The organism is Cohnella boryungensis (assembly GCF_042651945.1).
Lineage (GTDB): Bacteria > Bacillota > Bacilli > Paenibacillales > Paenibacillaceae > Cohnella > Cohnella boryungensis.
The window spans coordinates 88,531-107,291 of record NZ_JBHSED010000071.1 but is presented as its reverse complement, the minus strand read 5'-3'; the positions used below and the strand labels follow the sequence as shown (position 1 = coordinate 107,291).

16 protein-coding genes are annotated in these 18,761 nt (G+C 55.3%); 9 read left to right on the top strand and 7 right to left on the bottom strand.

What is annotated here, in order from left to right:
- Window positions 1–63: 63 nt before the first annotated feature.
- From ACFO1S_RS27215 to ACFO1S_RS27205, 3 genes are all read right to left on the bottom strand, one after another.
- Window positions 64–852 (bottom strand): TerC family protein, encoded by a 789-nt coding sequence (locus ACFO1S_RS27215; RefSeq protein ID WP_204604578.1) that lies wholly within the window; start codon window positions 850–852, stop codon window positions 64–66.
- Window positions 853–1,193: 341 nt separating this feature from the next.
- Window positions 1,194–2,408: an MFS transporter gene (locus ACFO1S_RS27210; protein ID WP_204604577.1), complete on the bottom strand. Its 1,215-nt coding sequence runs from the start codon at window positions 2,406–2,408 to the stop codon at window positions 1,194–1,196.
- Between the two features lie 233 nt (window positions 2,409–2,641).
- Complete coding sequence (locus ACFO1S_RS27205) at window positions 2,642–5,716, bottom strand: hybrid sensor histidine kinase/response regulator (protein WP_204604576.1); 3,075 nt, start codon at window positions 5,714–5,716, stop codon at window positions 2,642–2,644.
- A 159-nt stretch (window positions 5,717–5,875) separates the two neighbouring features.
- Between ACFO1S_RS27205 and ACFO1S_RS27200 the strand changes: the two genes are divergently transcribed.
- The 4 genes from ACFO1S_RS27200 (at window position 5,876) to ACFO1S_RS27185 (ending at window position 9,594) form a co-directional block, all read left to right on the top strand.
- Window positions 5,876–6,319, top strand: a complete 444-nt coding sequence (locus tag ACFO1S_RS27200) for an OsmC family protein (protein ID WP_204604575.1) — start codon at window positions 5,876–5,878, stop codon at window positions 6,317–6,319.
- A gap of 71 nt (window positions 6,320–6,390) precedes the next feature.
- Complete coding sequence (locus ACFO1S_RS27195) at window positions 6,391–8,013, top strand: AraC family transcriptional regulator (protein WP_378127923.1); 1,623 nt, start codon at window positions 6,391–6,393, stop codon at window positions 8,011–8,013.
- A gap of 110 nt (window positions 8,014–8,123) precedes the next feature.
- The gene (locus tag ACFO1S_RS27190) at window positions 8,124–9,149 is read left to right on the top strand and encodes an ABC transporter substrate-binding protein (RefSeq protein WP_204604573.1); all 1,026 of its coding nucleotides are present in this window, start codon (window positions 8,124–8,126) and stop codon (window positions 9,147–9,149) included.
- A gap of 34 nt (window positions 9,150–9,183) precedes the next feature.
- Window positions 9,184–9,594, top strand: coding sequence for a hypothetical protein (locus ACFO1S_RS27185; protein ID WP_204604572.1), 411 nt, complete (start codon window positions 9,184–9,186; stop codon window positions 9,592–9,594).
- 217 nt (window positions 9,595–9,811) lie between these two features.
- Here ACFO1S_RS27185 and ACFO1S_RS27180 read toward each other — a convergent pair whose 3' ends face one another.
- From ACFO1S_RS27180 to ACFO1S_RS27165, 4 genes are all read right to left on the bottom strand, one after another.
- Window positions 9,812–10,603 (bottom strand): formate/nitrite transporter family protein, encoded by a 792-nt coding sequence (locus ACFO1S_RS27180; protein ID WP_204604571.1) that lies wholly within the window; start codon window positions 10,601–10,603, stop codon window positions 9,812–9,814.
- A gap of 48 nt (window positions 10,604–10,651) precedes the next feature.
- Entirely contained in the window at window positions 10,652–10,972 is a 321-nt protein-coding gene (gene nirD / locus ACFO1S_RS27175; protein WP_204604570.1) for a nitrite reductase small subunit NirD, read from the bottom strand.
- A 20-nt stretch (window positions 10,973–10,992) separates the two neighbouring features.
- Window positions 10,993–13,416: a nitrite reductase large subunit NirB gene (gene nirB / locus ACFO1S_RS27170; protein WP_204604569.1), complete on the bottom strand. Its 2,424-nt coding sequence runs from the start codon at window positions 13,414–13,416 to the stop codon at window positions 10,993–10,995.
- Window positions 13,417–13,633: 217 nt separating this feature from the next.
- A complete protein-coding gene (locus ACFO1S_RS27165; RefSeq protein WP_204604568.1) occupies window positions 13,634–13,987 on the bottom strand; it encodes a DoxX family protein in 354 nt (117 codons plus the stop codon).
- A gap of 139 nt (window positions 13,988–14,126) precedes the next feature.
- Between ACFO1S_RS27165 and ACFO1S_RS27160 the strand changes: the two genes are divergently transcribed.
- From ACFO1S_RS27160 to ACFO1S_RS27140, 5 genes are all read left to right on the top strand, one after another.
- Window positions 14,127–14,474 carry a winged helix-turn-helix transcriptional regulator gene (locus ACFO1S_RS27160; protein ID WP_204604567.1) on the top strand — a complete coding sequence of 116 codons (348 nt, stop codon included), beginning with the start codon at window positions 14,127–14,129 and terminating at the stop codon, window positions 14,472–14,474.
- Between the two features lie 151 nt (window positions 14,475–14,625).
- Window positions 14,626–15,810 carry a helix-turn-helix domain-containing protein gene (locus ACFO1S_RS27155; RefSeq protein ID WP_204604566.1) on the top strand — a complete coding sequence of 395 codons (1,185 nt, stop codon included), beginning with the start codon at window positions 14,626–14,628 and terminating at the stop codon, window positions 15,808–15,810.
- 62 nt (window positions 15,811–15,872) lie between these two features.
- Window positions 15,873–16,913, top strand: a complete 1,041-nt coding sequence (locus ACFO1S_RS27150; RefSeq protein WP_204604565.1) for an ABC transporter substrate-binding protein — start codon at window positions 15,873–15,875, stop codon at window positions 16,911–16,913.
- Window positions 16,910–17,731, top strand: coding sequence for an alpha/beta hydrolase (locus ACFO1S_RS27145; protein WP_204604564.1), 822 nt, complete (start codon window positions 16,910–16,912; stop codon window positions 17,729–17,731). Before ACFO1S_RS27150 ends, ACFO1S_RS27145 begins: the two co-directional genes overlap by 4 nt.
- 107 nt (window positions 17,732–17,838) lie before the next feature.
- Window positions 17,839–18,696 carry a hypothetical protein gene (locus tag ACFO1S_RS27140; RefSeq protein WP_204604563.1) on the top strand — a complete coding sequence of 286 codons (858 nt, stop codon included), beginning with the start codon at window positions 17,839–17,841 and terminating at the stop codon, window positions 18,694–18,696.
- Window positions 18,697–18,761: the final 65 nt, after the last annotated feature.

Genomic DNA, 18,761 nt, shown 5'->3' with positions numbered 1-18,761 from the left:
TTCCCCGGAACCCCGGGAGAAGCGGCGATTGGCTTATGGAGCGGGCTTACGCTGAGGCTGAGGTTATGCGGCGTTCGCAGGCTCCTTTTCCTTGCTCTTACGCCCGGACAGCATCCAGCCGAACAGGGCAATCAGCAGCAGCACCGCGTAGAAGGTAAGCTTCCAGCCCGTCGACTCCGCGAAGTCGTGGGGGATGACATCCAGCGACGGATGCGCAAGCGTATGGACGGCGAGCTTGACGCCCACCCAGCCGACGATGACGAAAGCGGCGATTTCCAGCGTGGGTCTGCTCTCCAGCAGCTTCACGAACATATTCGCGGCGAACCGCATGATCAGAAGCCCGATAAAGCCCCCCAAGAAAATCACGATAAAATGTCCGCCGTCCATTCCGCCGATCTTCGGCAGGGTAGTCGTCGGTAGCGCGACGGCCAGCGCGACAGCCGCCAAGATCGAGTCGATCGCGAAAGCAATATCCGCAATCTCCACCTTGAATACGGTGGTCCAAAACCCGCTTTGCTTCTTGGAGCTCTCCTTCTTCTGGTTGGCCTCGTGCTCTCCTTTCTTCACGATGACTTTGCGGAAGATGTGATTGAGCGCGATGAACAGAAGGTAAAGCGCTCCGATAGCTTGTACCTGCCACACGTCGACCAGGAACGAGATGGCGAACAGCGAGGCAAAGCGGAATACGAACGCGCCCGCCAAGCCATAGAACAAAGCCTTCTTCCGTTGTTCCGCCGGCAAGTGCTTAACCATGATAGCCAGTACCAGCGCATTGTCTGCAGCCAGCAACCCCTCAAGAGCAATCAATACAAGCAGCACCCAGCCGTATTCCATGAGCAACTCGAATTCCATTAGACATCCCCCTTGACTAGAATGGTGAACTTGCTCCCTATTCTCTCCCCCCTGAACGTGAAGAAACCTTCGCCGAGAGTGGGCAAAGGTCTCGCTAACAGTGCCGGTTCGGCAATGCCAGTAAAGCCGGAGAGCCGCAGCTCTCGTATTGACGACTTTACTGTGGCAGCTACTCCCCTTTGGAGTATAGGTTATAATTGCACCTTATAGAAAAGTAGTACGTTCATGGAATCCTCAGGTTTCATGATGTTCCGCTTGTACAGCGTCGAAACGGAAGAAGGCTGCCGACCACGACAGGCCGGCAGCCTTCACTCCGCTATTTTCGGGCTGTCGGCCCGGCGCTACTCGTTAACGGCTTCTACCTGCAACCTTTTCAGCCTGGCCAACAAGTAAGCCCCGGCCAACAGAGTGACCAGCCCCGACCAGAAAAACCAGGCCTGAATTCCATATCGGTCAACGAGGGGACCGGCCATTAACAGTCCGATGGGTGAAGCAAGCAGCATTACGCTGGTCACTAGCGATATGACGCGACCCAGCATGGCCGGCTCGTAGGCTCTCTGGATCATGGCCATGTACGGGCCGTTGAAGAATGGAGTAGCCGCTCCCATGAGAAAGGACAGCAGGACGAACAGCATGAAGGCCTCGCCGCTGAGCACGCCGCTGCCCAGGCAAGCCAAGCCGATGACGATTAAGCTCCAGCTAATATAAGTGCTGTCCTTCCATTTTGAAGCCGCCACCCCAAGAAGCAGTCCCCCGAGGATCATGCCTATGCTGAAGACGGCTTCAATCATGCTTGCGCTATAGCCCCCGCGTCCAAAATGGGACATCGTCATATAAGGAAACAATGTCGCCAGCGGCATGAAGCCTACGTTGAAAATAGCGGATACGACCGTAATGACCACGATCGCTTTTACCTTGATGAAGGCCTGCCACCCCAGCTTGAATTCACGGATAAAATGGGAGCTTTGCTGTGCTTCGGCCTTTGGCTGGTTAATGCGAACGAACAGAAGCATAAGATTAGCGATTAGCGCGCCAACCACATCCAGAAACAGCACAGTGCCAAGAGATGCGGCCGAGTAGACGGCAATGCCGAGCGCAGGTCCGATAATACTGGAGAACGAGAAGACCATTTGATGCCAGCCGGCTACTCGCGTGAGCTGCTCCTCCGGCGCGATGAGGGGGATCGCGGCCTGGAATGCAGGGGCATGGAAAGCCGAAGCGATCGAACGTACCGTTAAGATCAAATAAACAAACTCCAGGGCAGGATCGCCCAAGTAAAAATACAAGCCTAAGACGAGACTGAAGAACGCGATGGCGCTGTCGGCAATAATCATCGTTTTCTTACGGTTCCAGCGGTCCAGCCAAACGCCGATAAAAGGGCCTAGGATCGCTTGGGGCAGGAAGCCGAAAAGCCCCGCCATCGTGAGTACGACAGCCGATTGCGAGGTCTGCGTCAAATGCCAGATGATGGCGAACTGAACCATTGAGCTTGTTAATATCGAGAAAATCTGTCCGGAGAACAGAAGCATAAACGCTTTTTTCCATGGAGTGCGCATAAGAAATCATCCCTTCATGATTAACGATTCATACGGAAGCACAAATAAGCCCCTGCCCTTTGCGTAAAAAAAGCGGCCGAGCTGTCTGTTTACTTTCCGATTACCGCAACCGAATGGAATGAATCCCCACACCTAACACCCCCAAGCAAGCTATTGTCAGTGTACCAATGGGAATGTTTCCTTTCAATAAAAATCGAGGGCGCGGCTACAGGCTTGGGAAGGGCGGCGCCGTTCTATCGTTCCGGGCGGCCGGCCCTGAAGGTAATCGTCGTGCCCTGGCCGGGAACGCTTCTAATGTCGAGCCCCTTGCCGTAGATTTGACGGAGTCGGCGATCGGTGTTGCGCAGGCCGATGCCGGCAAACCCTTCGGGCACGTCTCCCAGCACTTGATGCAAAATCCGTTCTTCGATGCCGATGCCGTCGTCGGATACTTGAACCTCGACATGGTCGCCGGCATCCTTAACGCCAATGCGCACGGTTCCTCCCTTGACTTGACGCAAAATGCCGTGGCGGACTCCGTTCTCCACCAAGGTCTGAATCGAAAGCGGGGGAACCTGGGCATTCAGCAGTCGATCGGGAACCTCCCATTCGATGTTCAGGCGATCCCCGAAGCGCTCCTGCTCAATGAACAGATAGGCTCTGACAAGCGCTAGCTCTCTATCCAGCGGGACCAACCGGTCGGAATTGCGAAAGTCGAAGCTTGCCTGCAGATATTTGCCGAATACATCCAGAAGCAGCCGCATTCGACTGGTGTCCATCTCGCTTAGCGCCGCAATGGAGTTAAGCGTGTTGAAGAGAAAGTGCGGCTGTACTTGCGCTTGCAGCCAGGCGGCTTCCATTCTCAGCCGTTCGCTTGTGGTCAGCTTGAGCTCAGTCAGCGCCCTAACCCGGTACTGCAGCTCCAGGCTGTCGGCAGGCTTGGCGACATAGTCGTTCGCACCGGCCTGGAACCCGGCCGCGATATCCTCGGGCTGACTGCGGGCGGTCAGCAGCAGCACCGGCAGCTCGGACATTGAGAACCGCATTCGGATCGTCCGTGTCAGCTCGTAGCCGGACATGCGCGGCATCATGACGTCTGCGACCACCAAATCCCACTCGCTCGCGTCGATGAGCTTAATCGCCTCCAGCCCGGAGTACACTGCGGATACTTGATATTGATGGCGCGGCAGCATGCCTTCCAGAATGCGAAGATTAACCGGATCGTCATCCACGACTAGGACGCGCGGCTTCCCTGCCTCCGGTTCGAGAGCCGCGGCCAGCTGCTCCAAGTCCGGCGTGGAGTATGCGGCAGCCAGCTCTTGGGCAGCTGTGACATCGCCAGCTTTGTTGGGAGGCTGAACGGCTGCCGGGACAGCATCCTTCGCCAAGGGAAGAGTAAGTCTGAAGATGGAGCCGCGGCCCGGCTCCGATTCTACCTCCAGCGCTCCGCCGTGCAAATTCGCCAATTGCTTGCTGATGCTCAGCCCCAGTCCGATTCCGCTGCCCATGGCCGTCATGCTGGAATCCGCCTGCTCGTAGGGCTTGAAGAGCCGCTTTTGCGTGTCCAGATCAATCCCGATTCCGGTATCCTCCACTTCCAGCACAGCCCGATCGTCTCTTATAGATCCCCGAATGACAACATAACCGCGCTCCGTGAATTTGACCGCATTGTGCAGCAGGTTAAATAGAATCTGTACCAGTCGATTTTCATCGGCCAGAACTGGGGGGAAATCTTCGGGAATTTCATTGCGCAGCTCGATCTGTTTGCCCTCCGTCATAAAGCTCATCATATCGATCACTCCGGCAGCCGGACCCTGGGCCCGTACCGCTCGCGGCTGCAACGGCAGTCCCTTGCTCCTTAGACGGTCCAAATCGAGGATGTCATTCAACAGCAAGGACATGCGCTTGCCGACCGTAATGAGCAGCTCCAGCTTTTCCTGACTTTCGGGACGAACGTGCTGCTCCTCCAATACGCTGCGGGCGATGTTAATCATGCCGTGCAACGGGTTGCGAAGCTCATGCGAGGTGTTGGCCAGAAAGTCGTTCTTCTGCTTATCGGCTTTTCTCAGTTCATCTGCCAGCAGTGCGGTTTGCTGCAAATTGTTAAAATACAGCCTGAACCAATAAGCGGCAAAAGCAAGAAAGACGACGATGAAGTCGATCGGATAGAAGTGTAAATAGCGAAGACCGTAGCTGTTGGCACGCGTGATCCCCCAGATCAGGTTAACGGCCAGACTGACAAACCCGAGCCATAGGAAGATGGCATTGCGGTCCACCCTCAGCGTAGCCCGAAGCATCAGAAACGGCGCATACAGGAAGCCGCCGAGCATGAAAGGCAGCGTAAACAGATCGACCAGCGTGATATAAGCTGTAGGCAGCAGCGCTGTCGCCACCGTCAGGGCAAGCGTCAACGCGCCGTAGTAAATATGCCAAGGTCTCTTCATCAGCTTCGGATAGAGCTGATGCACGAAGCTGACCAGCAGAGCGGCTACCCAGATATAGCCTAGTACATTGAGTCTCAGACTGACGTTATACGGTAATTCCATCCAGGTCACCAACAGCTTGTCATCCGTCACGAGGACCGTCATTACAGCGCATATCACCAGCGCGGAGAAGGTGAGCAGGGCCCGTTGCCGAGCCCCCATGCCGAATAGAATGAGCGCATACACGACATGAATCAATAACACGATGCAGACGAGCAGCTGCATCGCCATATTGAATTGCTTGTCGCTCATGACCGCATCCTCGGTTCCGAATTGAATCGAGTAAGGCAGTCCCCCCTGCACTGCATTGCTAAAGTTAGCCATATGGATGACAAGCTCAACCTCGGATTTATCGGTCTCGAAGGTAACGCTATACAAGCTCTCGGAAGCTGTAGTATCGCGGGCAGTCGTCCCCGGCGTTCCTGCTTCGCCGATTTTAACCCCGTCCGCATACAGCTCCGAGGCGGCAATCGTAGTAGGCATAGCCACAGCCAGCTTTCTCTTGATCGGATCGCCCAGCCTAATGAGCAGGCGGTAGCTTCCGTAGCCTGTCATCTGCCGAGAGTCGGCGAACAGGCCATCCCAAGAGCCGGGCAGAACCGCCGTAACGCCTTCCGTTACCGCCTGGCCCGTTTCTCCCCGCAATAGGAATCGCTCGGGGTAAAATATCCATTCGCCCTCAAGCAGAATCGGGGCATTCCACGACAACTCGCGGAGATCAAGCACGCCCTGAACGGCGAGTGGCCGCTCCTGAGGCCAGCCTGACAAAATCCAGGTCAGCCGTATTCCGGTCAAGAGGAGTATAAATAAGAACGTCAGGGTCAGTACGCGTTTTATCGTCATCATAACCGAAGATATTCGACGGTTCTCGACAATTATCCTTCACCGGAGCTGGATTGACAGTGCCCTGCTGGGACGATATAATTCACATCATACACAGTGGAAAAGTTTGGTATTAAAAGGAAGCGATCAGGAAAACTATTGATCTTCAAGGGAGAGAACATCATGGCTGCAGTCCAAACTTTTAAAGCAACTGCGCATCTGCAAGATGGGGTTAAAGTCAAAACGACAGCGCGAAATTTCGAATTAATCATCGATGAACCGAAGAGTCTGGGAGGAACGGATACCGGCATGAATCCGGTCGAGGCGCTGCTCGCGGCGTTAGGCGCTTGCCAGTCCATCGTAGCCAGAGTCTACGCGCCCAAGTTCGGCGTAAAGCTGGAGGATTTTCGCGTAGAGGTGGAGGGAGACCTCGATCTCGATGGATTTTTTAACAAATCCTCGGTTCGTCCAGGCTATTCCGACATTCGTTATACGTTCTTCATTAAAACCGATTCGCCAAGAGAAAAGGTCGAGGAATTCGTGCAATTTCTGGAGAGCAAATGCCCGGTTGGGGATACGATCGCCAATCCTGTTAATGTTAAACTGGAAAGCATCATTCTGGACTAATCGCCATGAAGGCTGTCGGCAACAAACCGACAGCCTTTATTTTTTTATTCGGAACGAAAGAGGTAGCTGAGATGGAGAATGACCGCAAGAACGCCCAACCCCTACCTTCTGGCCGGATCAGGAACGAGCTTGTAGCTGCGGAGCAATTCAGCTTAGGGGAGGGCCTTCACCTGGCTCCCAAGCCGCTCCACGCCTTGCTGGTCTTCGAAAGCGGGATGGGGATGCTAACGATTCAAGACCGGAAGTTTCCGATATCTGCAGGACGCTGCTACTACGCGCTGCCGAGCATGGCTCTCGCCATCGAGCCGTATTTTAACGACATCTCCGTGATTATCGTTTCTTTCGAAAGACTTAAGTATAGAGAGGAAGTGTCGGACGGCATTCGCTATTCCCGGGAAGACGAGGGATTGACCGACTGGGGCGAGATTGAGATGCCGATGGCTCCACGCATGCTTTATCTTGCCAAGGAAATGGTTCGGGCTTCCGATACTCCCGGACAATTGGAGGCTGCGTATGCGGATCGTGTATTCCATGAGTGGCTTCACGAATTGATGCAAGCCAACATTCACTCCACGGCCCAAGAATACGGCAACGAAGAAGCGATTCGCCGAACGATGAGATACGTGGATCTGCATTACCATGAAGAGTTGAACCGTAATACCCTGGCACAGATGGCCGGCTTCAGTCCGGAATATTTCTCGGTGCTGTTCAAGCAGATCAGCGGCAAAAGCCTTACTGACTATGTGACCGCTCTGCGTATCCATCATATTAAAGAGCGCCTTCTGTTCGACGACATGCGGCTCAGCGACTTGGCCAGAGAGGTTGGATATCAGGATCAGTATTATGTGAGCCGACGTTTTAAGCAAGAGGTCGGGGTGTCGCCGACTCGGTATGTTCAATCGGCTAAACGCATTGTTTCCTTGAACCCGCATCTCACCATGCATCTGCTGGCTCTGGGCATCGTGCCTTCAGCGACAACGGCATTTCCTTGGCGCTTCGGGGAATACGACGAGATCTTGCATGAATCGGGATGCGTCTGCCGCGACTGGGCTTCGGAGTTCACGATCGAGGAAATAGCGGGTTTTCGTCCCGACCTGATTATCGGCATTGATAATATCCCGCACAAGCGTTTGCGGGAGCTTCGTCAACTGGCTCCTACGTTGGTGGTTCCTTGGTATCTCGGCGATTGGCGGGAGCATCTTCACCTCCTGGCCAGAATTGTTCGAAGAACCGAGCAGGAGCGCAAGTGGCTGGAGCAATTCGATCGGCGGTTGATGACGGCGCGTCAGACGCTGCAGGAGTCCAGGGTGCTTGAGCAAACGGCACTCATCGTCAACATCAGGGAAACGACTTCTTTCCTCTATTTGAACAGAGGGATGGGCAGCCAGGTCGTTTATGCCGAACTGAACTGGCCTTCCCCTGCGCAAGTCAGAAGGGCCGTAGCGGATCGGGCAGCCGTGGACATCGATCTCGCCGCGATCTTGCCGGATTATCGAGCCGAGCATACGATTGTGGTGACAGAGCCTTCGCCTCTAGCCGGAGCCAGAATGCGGGAGATGCTGGCCAGCGAGCATTGGCAGGCATATCTGCAAGAGGGCAGGCATCTATACCATGCCGATATGAGTCGGTGGCACGGTTACGACCCATTGTCGATTCAGTGGCAACTAACCGATATCGAGCGATGGTTTGCCTGACGATCTTATGAAAGTCCAAATAATATCTTACGGTGAACTATGGCCCGGAAAGAGGTATCCCTGATATGATTCTTTATGATAATGAGAATCACTATCAGGAGGTAATTTTCTTGGCGCACAAAAAAGGGATATCGATCATCATGACGGCGCTGTTGCTGATAGCCGTACTGTCAGCTTGTTCGAACAATGACGCTAAGCCGTCTGCAACGGCTTCCCCGTCTTCGGCTCCGGAAGCGTCAGTCGCACAGGGCGGAGAGAATACAGCGGCAAGCAAGGGGAACGAGGGTGGAAGCACCCGCGAATTCCAGCACGGCAAGGGCGTGAGTACGATTCCGGTCAACCCGCAGCGCATTGTTGCCATTCAATATACGGGAGCTATGCTTGCGCTCGGAGTCAAACCTGTCGGCGCGGACAATGAGTGGGCGGCCTATCCGCTGCTCGAGCAGGAATGGGCGGGGATTGAGCACGTAGGAGATCCATGGACGGGGTTAAATCTGGAGAAGATCATCGACCTCAATCCAGATCTCATTGTAACCCATGTCGAGGCCACGTATGACGAGTTATCCAAAATCGCGCCAACGATCTGGATTCCATGGCTGCAATACACTCCGCCGGAGCAAATCTCCCTGTTCGGAGACATTCTGGGCAAGCAAGCGGAAGCGAAAGCCTGGCTTCAGCAATTCGAGAGTAAAGTAGAGCAAACCAAGAAAACAGTCCAATCCGTCATCGGGGAGAACGAGACGGTTTCCATCGTCAATATCCGTCCCAAGAATCAATTTATATACGGCAACAAAGCGATGGGCGGCTACATTATTTACGACCTGCTCGGCTTGAAGCCGCCGGAAGCCGTACAGAAGGATGTATTCGATCCGGGCTTGGGGCAATTGGAAATCTCCCTGGAAGTTCTGCCCGAATATGCAGGCTCCGATTATGTATTCCTCTCCGTGCTGGAGAACGACGGAGGCTCCGAGAGGGCGAAGGAAATTACCAATGGTGCAATCTGGAAGGCGCTTCCCGCCTACGCCAATCATAAGGTCTTCCCACTGGATTGGAGTACCTACTTCACGACCGATCCGATTTCTACCCTGAAGCAATTGGACGCGATAGCCGAGCTGCTTCTGCAACCGGCCAATTAAACAAACGGCAAACGTAGACTGGAGGCTGAGCCGCATGCCTCCTTTTCTTCTCTGTTGTCGTTTAGAGACTAACGTGCGCTGCATCGCCAAAAGCGAGGGCGCATTTTTTGTTTTAAATAGTGTTCCAGTAAGCACCGCCAGCGCAGATGCCATTGTTGTCGGAAAGCCTGTCTCTGTATTCCAACAAAAACAGTACGGCGTCGTTTCGAGCGTGGAAGTCCTGTCTACCTTGAAGGGGAAGGAATACCGGCATATCAAGCTTTACCAGCTTGGAAAAGTAGATGAGATGCTGCAGCCGGCCGGCGATGTTCTCGACTTTAACCAGACTTATATTTTATTCCTGGGAAGCAGGAGGATGGGGAACCGGACACCTATTATGTCAGAGCGGGGCTGCAAGGGGCTTTCCTGCAAGGCTCAAACGGAGAACTCTTCAACAAGGATTTAACGATGCATAATGGGCTGTTAAAGCTGACGGAGGGCAACAAGGCCAAGAGCGAGGCGGAAGCGCTGAGCAACTACATACGGGGCGGGGGATAGCGGGTATAGGATGACACACGAAGGAACGCGGTAAGTCTAGGGAGAGGAGCCTCCCCCTGACTTACCGCGTTAGACAGAGCTCTCGCAGCACGAGCTGTATCGTCCAAAGCCGCCAATGCCTCTCTCTATGCGTCGCTGCGCTTACCTCGAACCGGCGAGATGAACCAGTAAGCCATGCCGACGAATAATCCGCCGCCGATGATATTGCCCAGCGTTACCGGAATCATGTTGTGAAACCAGCCTGCCAGCGTTATCGTCTCGGGGTGGCCCGGCAGCAGTACGGCGGTGCTGAGCAGCGTCATGTTCGCGACGCTGTGCTCGTAGCCGCTGGCGATGAACGCGAACAGACACCACCAGATCAGAATAAGCTTGGCCGCCTCGCTCTTGGCGCGCGAAGCCATCCATAGCGCCAAGCAGACGAGCCAGTTACAGAGAATGCCGCGGAAGAACAGCTCCGAGAACGGCAGGCTCATCTTCTTGGCAGCGGCGGCAAACAGCAGATGCTCCGGAGGTGCCGCGCTGAACAATCCGGTTCCCCGGATCAAGCAAGCCAGAAGCACTGCGCCAATCAGGTTGCCGGCAAAAACCAGAATCCAGTTCTTGAGCGTATCCAGGATGCTGGTTCGTCCCGCAAGCGTGCTGGCGGTGAAGTACATGTTGTTCCCGGTAAACAGCTCCGAGCCTGCGAATACGACCAGCGTCAGCGCGATTCCGAAGGAGGCGCCCATAACTAACGGCTGCAGCGCAGATTTGGCCGCCGCCAGCGGAGCGCCCAGCGTGAAGATGAGAATGATGCCGATTCCGACGTAGGCCCCGGCCAGCACAGCCGCTAATCCATACTTAGACCAGCTTTCCTTCATTCGGTCGCGTTTGCCCAGGGCGGTCTCGACCAGGTTTTCTACATTTTGCGTGAACATTGTGCCCACCTGCCGTTCTCTGAGGGATCGTGAGTGGCTTAACCTGCCTTACAAGCAAACCTTGATCTGTCCCGCCGTCTCAGTGACGGGATAGGTCTTTACAATGCCGCGGTCCGGTGCCTGCACTTCGCCGCTTCGCAGATCAATCTTCCAATCATAGAGAGGATCGTACAGGTAACAGCCCGACACCATCCCCTCGGCCAGCGGGCCGCCTTTCGGATGGGGGCTTCGGTTCTCCAGCGCATAGATCGTCCCTTCGCTGGTGCGGAATAACGCCAATTGCACGCCACCCAGCTCGACAACCCGGCCGATTCTCGGCAGGAAGTCCTCCAGCGAGCCCACATTATACTCCTGCATCGTCGTATTCATGGCGGTTCTCTCCTTGTTCTCTAGGGTTTTACCGTTTCAAACAGCGCATTCCGGGCTTTCTCGTTCTTCAGCATCGCTTGCCAAGGCTCCGTCACCTGGGCAAGAGCGAAGTCGATTCGGGCGGCCAGCTGTTTACGGTTGTCTTCATCGTTCAGAATGACGTCCTGGATATGGGCAAGTCCCATCCGTTCCACCCATTCCGAGGTTCTTTCCAAATACTTGCCGGTTTCTCGATAGTACTGGATGACCGCCGAGCAAATCTCCACCAGCTCCTCATCCGTTTTCACCTTGCAGAAGGAGTCGGCAAGCCGCGCTTTGATCCCGCCGTTTCCTCCGATAAAGATTTCCCACCCGCCGTCATTGCCGACGATGCCGATGTCCTTCGTGCAAGCTTCCGCGCAGTTGCGGGGACAGCCGTTCACCGCCATCTTGAACTTGGCCGGCATATCGAGCCGCTCGTATTTGCGTTCGAGCAGCGCGCCCATGCTCATGGAATCCTGCGTCCCGAATCGGCAGAACTGCGAGCCTACGCAGGTTTTGACCGTGCGGAGCGATTTGGCGTAGGCGTAGCCGGAAGGCATATCGAGCTCTTCCCACACTTTAGGCAAGTCTTCCCGCTTCACGCCGATCAGGTCGAGGCGCTGGCCGCCGGTGACTTTGACGACCTTCACGTTGTATTTGAGCGAGACGTCGGCGATTTTTTTCAGATCCTCCGGCGTCGTAACGCCTCCGTACATGCGCGGAACGACGGTGAAGGTTCCGTCCTTCTGAATGTTCGCGTTCATTCTCTCGTTCACGAAGCGGGATTCGCTCTCCTCCTCGTGAGTGTCCGGGTAAAGCATGCCGAGATAGTAATTGAGCGCCGGACGGCATTTCGAGCAACCTTCCTCTTGCCTCCATCCGAGCACGTTCATGACCTCTTTGCCGCTTCGCAGACCCTTGGCCTTGATTTCTGCCACAATCTCATCCCGGCTTAATGGCGTACAGCCGCAAATCCCCTGCTTGGCGCTTTCTCGGAAGCCGTCTCCGAGAACGTATTGCAGGATTTGCTCGACAACAGGCTTGCAGCCCCCGCACGAACGGGTAGCTCCCGTGCAAGCCTTGATTTCGTCCACGGTGGTGAAGCCGTTCTCCGTAACGGCGTCCACGATCGCTTTCTTGGTCACGCCGTTGCAGCCGCAGACGATCTCTTCATCGGCCATGGCTTCTACGGATGCGCTTTTCTTCGTCCCGCCGCCGCAGCAGCCTGCCCCCATCACTTCGGCATAGATTTCCTCGGTCATCTCCGCGCCTTGCTTCACGAGCTTCTGCAAGCTGGCCGATTCCGTGATATCTCCGTACAGCACGGCTCCTACGATGGCGTTGTTGCGCAGCAAAACTTTCTTATACGTCTTTTTCCACTCGTCCTTCGCCGCAATGACGACATGCTCAGGGGTTTCGATAAACTCTCCCGCAGAGAACACGTCCACGCCCGAGATTTTAAGCTTGGTGGAGACGACGGAGCCCTCGTAAGGCAGGGTGGCTGCGCCGCATAGATGCTTGGCCAGCACCGCGCCTTGCTCGAACAACGGAGCGACCAAGCCGTAACAGACGCCGCGATGCTCCGTGCATTCGCCAACCGAGAAGACATCCGCCATCGACGTTTCCATATAATCGTTGACGACGATCCCGCGGTTGACGGTAATTCCGCTGGCCTGGGCAAGAGCGACATTCGGCTTGATGCCCACCGCCATGACTACGAAATCCGCGGCGAGCTCGCTGCCGTCGCTGAAACGCAGCCCCTGCACCCGTTCATCCCCGACCAGTTCTACGGTTTGCTTGCCCATCGCGAACTTGATGCCTTGCCGTTCCAGTTCGGCTTGCAGCATCGCGGAAGCGTTCCGGTCAAGCTGCCGCTCCATCAAGTCTTCCATCAGATGCACGACCGTCACGTCCATGCCGAGATTCACGAGTCCCTTGGCCGCTTCCAGTCCGAGCAGACCGCCGCCGATGACGGCCGCCTTGCGATATTGGCCAGCCGCCTCCAGCATGGCTTCGCAATCCGCGATATCCCGAAAGCCGATAACGCCATTCTTGTCGCTGCCCGGAATCGGCAGGATGAAGGAGCGTGATCCCGTCGCCAAAATGACCTTGTCATAGGGCACGGCGATGCCGTTGTCGGCGATCACCTGACGGGAAGCTGCATCGATGCGGGTCACAGTCGTTCCCGTGTATAGGGTAATGCGATTGTCCTTATACCAGCTCCAATCGTTCAGCACAATATCTTCGAGCGTTTTGCTGCCCTCAAGAACGTAAGACAGCATAATTCGGTTATAGTTCGGGTGAGGCTCGCTGCCGAAGACGGTAATGTCGTAGGCTCCGCCAAGCTTCAGAATTTGCTCCAGGGTTCCTATGCCTGCCATTCCGTTGCCGACAAGCACCAGCTTTTCTCTCTTCGTTGTCATGGTTGGTTACCTCCTTACAGCTCACGGCTTTCGCCATCGCCGCTAACGAAATTATACGATTGCCGTTTGCGCATCGGATGTGACTGATATCACAAATTATGTGAATATTTTCACAACATTTGCAACGAAAAGCGGGCCTGTGCTCCGCTGATAAGAGAATCGGAGGGCTTGGCCCTGTAGGAAAATAGGATGCAGAAGCCTTCGATAAGAAAGCAGCTCACAGGCGGCCCAAGGCTATAAATAAGGCTAAAGCCAGGAATACGATATTCACGCCGATTTGTGGGTACTCTTTCCTCTTGATATGGAATGCGCCTCCCATAAGAACTACAGAGGCAAGCCCAAACGCAGCAATAGGCGTCAGTGCAGGCGCGATATGAAGGGCATGGGGCAGGATCAACCCGAGAGCCCCGAGCAGCTCTGCGACTCCGATGAAGGCCACCAACCCCCTCGGAGCCTCACTTACCCAAGGCCAGGACGATTTAGCTTGTTCATGCCGGACCGCCTTCATCCATCCGGAATAAACAAATCCGAATGCTAACAGACCCTGCACAATCCATAACGCGATATTCATCTTGTTCTCTCCTCTGCTTGTGTTCCTCTGAACCTAGAATTATCATAGGATGCGGGGGCGATTTCAGTAAGTAGGCACTTAAAGTAAACGTAGTATACAAAAATAAACCTTAGGCGGTACATGGGCTGGAGGGTACGGGATGAGCACATATTGTAAATTTGAAACGGCGTTGGATATCCTGGTCGGAAAGTGGAAGCCGATCATCCTGCTGCGGCTGTTTGCCAATGGGACGATGAGGTTCAGCGAGCTTCAAAAGGCGATCCCGGACATTACGAAGAAGATGCTCACCCAACAGCTGAGGGAGCTAGAATATCACGATATTATCCATCGCGAGGTCTATCATCAAATTCCTCCCAAAGTCGAATATTCCATTACGGAATACGGTCAACGAATGACGCCTCTCTTGCAGGCCATGAACGACTGGGGAGTCGCTCATATTGCTCATCTGAACGAGCTGTACGGAGATGAACAGTCTGTACGAACTTAAAGAGGCTGTAAATAGCAGACATAGCAAAAGACCCGTGGGGGTCTTTTTCGTGTTGATGCCCGTGAGGGACTGAAGGCATTCTTTTCTCCCTCTAATTGATAACGATTCTCACTACTGATACAATTGGAGGACAGGATGGGGGGAAAGCATCATGAATCAGAGTGGAAGCTGCGGGGAGCGCAGTCGGGGCCAAGCTTCCGATCATCGACTATCCGCGGTTCGAAGCTATATGGAACAGCACTTTCACGAACCGTTGACCGTAGAGCAGTTGGCGGCAGCGGCTTATATCAGCCCGAAATACTTCGTGGATCTGTTCAAGAAAACCTACGGGCAGAGCGCCATGGATTTCTTGACCGATTTGCGAATCAACCGGGCCAAACGCTATTTGACCGAAACGGATTATCGGCTGAGGGAGATTGCGCAGCGAGTCGGTTACAGCGATGAATTCTATTTTAGCCGCAAGTTCAAGAAAGAGGTTGGAGTCTCTCCCTCTTCGTTCGCGGCGCAGCCAAAGCAAAGGGTCGCCGCTTGTTCTCCCTCCATGATAGGGCAATTGCTCGCTTTGGGATTAGTCCCGGTAGCAGCGCCGCTGAATTCCAAGTGGACACCGTATTATTATCATGCGTACCAAGCTCAGATACAGCTCCACATGAAATATGAAGAGCCCAACCCTGTCCCGGAGCTGGACAGGTTGGTGAGAATTCGCCCGGATGCGATTATCGGAACGGGACGGATTGCGGAGGAGGAGCGCCGGATATTGAGCGGCATCGCTCCCTCGCTGTTCGTGGACTATCAAGACGAGTGGCGGCTGCAGCTCCGGCAGGTGGCTTCGTTCCTTCGCGTGGAGGGGAGGGCAGTGTCGTGGATCAAGGAGTATGAACGCAAGCTCGGGCCTGCCGCCGCCCGGCTGGCCGACGTGATCGGTCAGGAACTGCTTGTCGTTCTGCGGGTGAATGCAGAGGGCATCCATCTGTATCGCAATCGAGGGATTGAGGAGGTGCTGCATCAGGATCTCGGGCTCTCCTTTGCCTATTCCGAAGAGCCCCTATACAATTGCAGGCTCACCTTGAGCGAGCTGAACGAGCTTCGTCCGGACAGAATTCTCGTTCTGGTCTGTCCCGAGGCGGCCTCGCGCATCTACTGGCTTACGCTTCAGCACGATCCCGAGTGGCTGCGGCTTAAAGCCGTACAGAGCGGTTGCGTTCATCCGATCCCGTCGGACCCTTGGCTGGAGTACTCCGCCTTCTCCGTTAGCCGGATGTTGGACGAAATGCATCTGCTGTTTACCGGATATTGTCCAAGCCCCGCTGCGGATACAGTCCATGGATGCTCCTAGGAGAAGCGCTTATAATCGACCTGAATGAGAATAGTTATCACAAAAGGGAGAGTATGAACGCTATGCATAGAAGTCCAAATCTGCAAGTTGCAGCCGTAGTGTCGCGAGGAATTGCCGCTCTTGCGCTTATATTTCTGATTGCGGTTTTAGCCGCATGCGGGACGGAGAAGGGTTCTCCGACCGCTGCATCGCCAAGTCCGTCCGAAGCCTCGCCGTCCGCTCCGACGGCTTCAGCCAACGCCCAGGGGAGCTCGTCCGAGGCGCCGGATTCCCCCCGTTCAATTGTGGATGAGCTGGGGCACGAGGTGGCTTTGCCGGACAAGCCGATACGGGTGTTTGCCCCTTATATGGAAGATTCCCTGCTCAGCATCGGGGTTCTGCCGGTTGCGCAATGGGGCAATGGAGACCGCGCCCAGGAATATTTGCAGGATCGGCTGGCGGATGTTCCGAAGATCGACTTTGTCGGAGGCTTGCCGCCTTCGCCGGAAGCCGTGATGGCTTTGGAGCCGGACCTGATCATTCTGCATACGGCTATGTACGCGGAAAACGGGGTGTATGAGAACTATTCGAAGATCGCGCCTACCTACGTGTTCAAGAACGCGGCGGGCGATCTGGAAAGCTCCATAACGAAGCTGGGCGAGCTGCTCGACAGGTCCGCCGAGGCGGAGCAGACGCTGCAAGCCTACCATCGTAAGGTCGAGGAAGCGAAGGCTAGGCTCGATCCTGTGATGAAAGACAAGCGAGCGGCGCTTATGAACTTTAACGGCAAGGGGATGTTCCTGATCGGAGGCAACTACTTCGGAGGATTCGTGCTCTCGCATGAGCTTGGCATTGCCGCAAGTCAGCTCGTCGAAGGGAAAAACAGCGTAGACCTGTCGGAGGAAATTCTCCCTGAGCTAGGCGTCGATTATATTTTTACGATTAATTACGGAGGCACAGGCACGGCTTCCATGAAGGAAATGACGGAGAGCGCAGTCTGGAAGAGCATGCCCGCCGCGAAGAACGGCCAGGTATACGAGGTGAGCGATCAATACTGGACCGGCAGCGGATTGATCGCCTACGGCAAAATCATCGATGATGTGGTCGGGCTGATCGCGCCATGAGCAACGCCGCCGCTGCGAGACTGCTGGTAGAGGGGTGCTTTGAGAAAACCGTATGCTCCGGTCTTAATGGGCTGGAATACCGGATTCTGCTCTCTCTCCCCAAGTCTGATCCTCCCGCCAATGGGTATCCCGTCATCTATGCGCTCGACGGTGATGCCGTATTCGGGACGCTATCTGAAGCCGCTAGGCTGCAGACGCGCAAGCCACGCGGCTTCGATCCGGTTGTCATTGTAGGGATCGGCTATCCTTCCCGGGAGCCCTTCGATATGAATCGCCGCTGCTACGACTTCACAACCCCGGCGCCTAGGGAGAATCTTCCGGTACGACCGGGGGGCGAGGATTGGCCGCCGAACGGAGGCGCGGATGCATTTCTGCAATTTATTGAGCAGGAGCTGAGGCCGATGATCGAGCAGGAGTACCCGATCGATGTCGGTCGGCAGACGCTGTTCGGCCATTCCTTGGGAGGGCTGTTCGTGCTGCATGCGCTGTTCAGCCGGCCGAATTCTTTTCAGAATTATGTGGCGGGCAGCCCTTCCGCCTGGTGGAACCATCGCGCCGTATTCCGGGAGAAGGAGCGCTTCGCTTGCTCGTTCCCGTTGCCGCATGATTCCAGCGCTCCCCGGCTGATGCTGACCATTGGCGAAGACGAGCTTGAAGGCATGGTAGAGGACGCGGAACGACTGCAGGCCAGCCTGCAGTCCCTTGCCGTCCACGGTTTCCACTCGGAGCTGGTCAAGTTTCCCGGCGAAGGGCACGTCAGCGTGCTTCCTGCCGCGCTCAGCCGAACCGTCAGATTCGCCCTTACAGGTTCACTCTGAGTTGCATCCCCATTGCAAGAATATTTCCGGTTTTTTATGAATTCAGGGAACCGACCGGCCGGGCTTCTTGTCTAATGGGTAAATGCAACTTTATAGGAGTGGACTAAGTGAAGAAAAAGGGACAAAAACAAGCATTGATCCGTACCTTCATGCTCTCGGCTATCCTGACAGCGACGCTGGCCGCATGCAGCAATTCAGAGGAGTCGCCATCCTCGTCGCCGGCGCCGGTTGTGCCTTCGGCATCTGCGGCTGCACAGCCAGCAAGCCCGTCTGCGGAGCCTTCGGCGAATGAAAGCCCGGCGTTGGAGCAGATTGCGACGGCAGACGCCCAAAAGTTCTTGAACGCCTTGAAGCTGGAGGACGCGGAGAAGTTAGCCGGCTTGATGGCTTTTGCGGAGAACGAATATACGTCGGAACAGATGGAGCAGGTTCTGACTGGGCTTCGTCAGCAATTCGACAAGCTGGGGGACCTTCAGCTGAAGCTGGATTCGAATGAGCAGGACGAGAGCTATTATATCGAGAATTTCATCCTTCAAGGGGTGCGGGAAGGGAAAGAAAGCAGCATTCCGCTGCAGGTGAAATACCGCAAGCAAGACGGACCGGCGGCCGATCTGCCGGAAGAGCAGCGAAGACCGTTGTACGATTCCCCGTATATTGGGCTCTATTTGGTCGCGGCCCGCGATGCGCAGAGATATCTGGATGCGCTAAGGCAGCAAGATGCGGACAGCCTTGCCATTCACCTGGGAATGGATGAATCGACGGAGGAAGCCAAGACGGCCGTTCGGAGCCTGCTTGCTGTGTATGCCGGCAAGCTGGATCTGGCGGCGGCCGAAGTCGTCGCTCTCGGCTATGAAGCAGACCAGGAGCGGTATTTGTTCGAGCTGCGCGACGGCAGGAAGCAAGCCCATGGCCTGCAGGTCGATCGCAGCACAATGCTAATTGTCGACGATTGGGCTCAGCCGTAACTCTCTGGAATTAACACGCTCCGAATGGAGTTCCATGCGAAAAAACGCTCAGGACGGCGCCCTGA

What these genes read in the sequence shown, in the direction of transcription:
- ACFO1S_RS27215 (WP_204604578.1), bottom strand. Translation starts at nt 852, where the DNA reads ATGGAATTCGAGTTGCTCATGGAATACGGCTGGGTGCTGCTTGTATTG.
- ACFO1S_RS27210 (WP_204604577.1), bottom strand. Translation starts at nt 2,408, where the DNA reads ATGCGCACTCCATGGAAAAAAGCGTTTATGCTTCTGTTCTCCGGACAG.
- ACFO1S_RS27205 (WP_204604576.1), bottom strand. Translation starts at nt 5,716, where the DNA reads ATGATGACGATAAAACGCGTACTGACCCTGACGTTCTTATTTATACTC.
- ACFO1S_RS27200 (WP_204604575.1), top strand. Translation starts at nt 5,876, where the DNA reads ATGGCTGCAGTCCAAACTTTTAAAGCAACTGCGCATCTGCAAGATGGG.
- ACFO1S_RS27195 (WP_378127923.1), top strand. Translation starts at nt 6,391, where the DNA reads ATGGAGAATGACCGCAAGAACGCCCAACCCCTACCTTCTGGCCGGATC.
- ACFO1S_RS27185 (WP_204604572.1), top strand. Translation starts at nt 9,184, where the DNA reads ATGCCTCCTTTTCTTCTCTGTTGTCGTTTAGAGACTAACGTGCGCTGC.
- ACFO1S_RS27180 (WP_204604571.1), bottom strand. Translation starts at nt 10,603, where the DNA reads ATGTTCACGCAAAATGTAGAAAACCTGGTCGAGACCGCCCTGGGCAAA.
- nirD (WP_204604570.1), bottom strand. Translation starts at nt 10,972, where the DNA reads ATGAATACGACGATGCAGGAGTATAATGTGGGCTCGCTGGAGGACTTC.
- nirB (WP_204604569.1), bottom strand. Translation starts at nt 13,416, where the DNA reads ATGACAACGAAGAGAGAAAAGCTGGTGCTTGTCGGCAACGGAATGGCA.
- ACFO1S_RS27165 (WP_204604568.1), bottom strand. Translation starts at nt 13,987, where the DNA reads ATGAATATCGCGTTATGGATTGTGCAGGGTCTGTTAGCATTCGGATTT.
- ACFO1S_RS27160 (WP_204604567.1), top strand. Translation starts at nt 14,127, where the DNA reads ATGAGCACATATTGTAAATTTGAAACGGCGTTGGATATCCTGGTCGGA.
- ACFO1S_RS27155 (WP_204604566.1), top strand. Translation starts at nt 14,626, where the DNA reads ATGAATCAGAGTGGAAGCTGCGGGGAGCGCAGTCGGGGCCAAGCTTCC.
- ACFO1S_RS27150 (WP_204604565.1), top strand. Translation starts at nt 15,873, where the DNA reads ATGCATAGAAGTCCAAATCTGCAAGTTGCAGCCGTAGTGTCGCGAGGA.
- ACFO1S_RS27145 (WP_204604564.1), top strand. Translation starts at nt 16,910, where the DNA reads ATGAGCAACGCCGCCGCTGCGAGACTGCTGGTAGAGGGGTGCTTTGAG.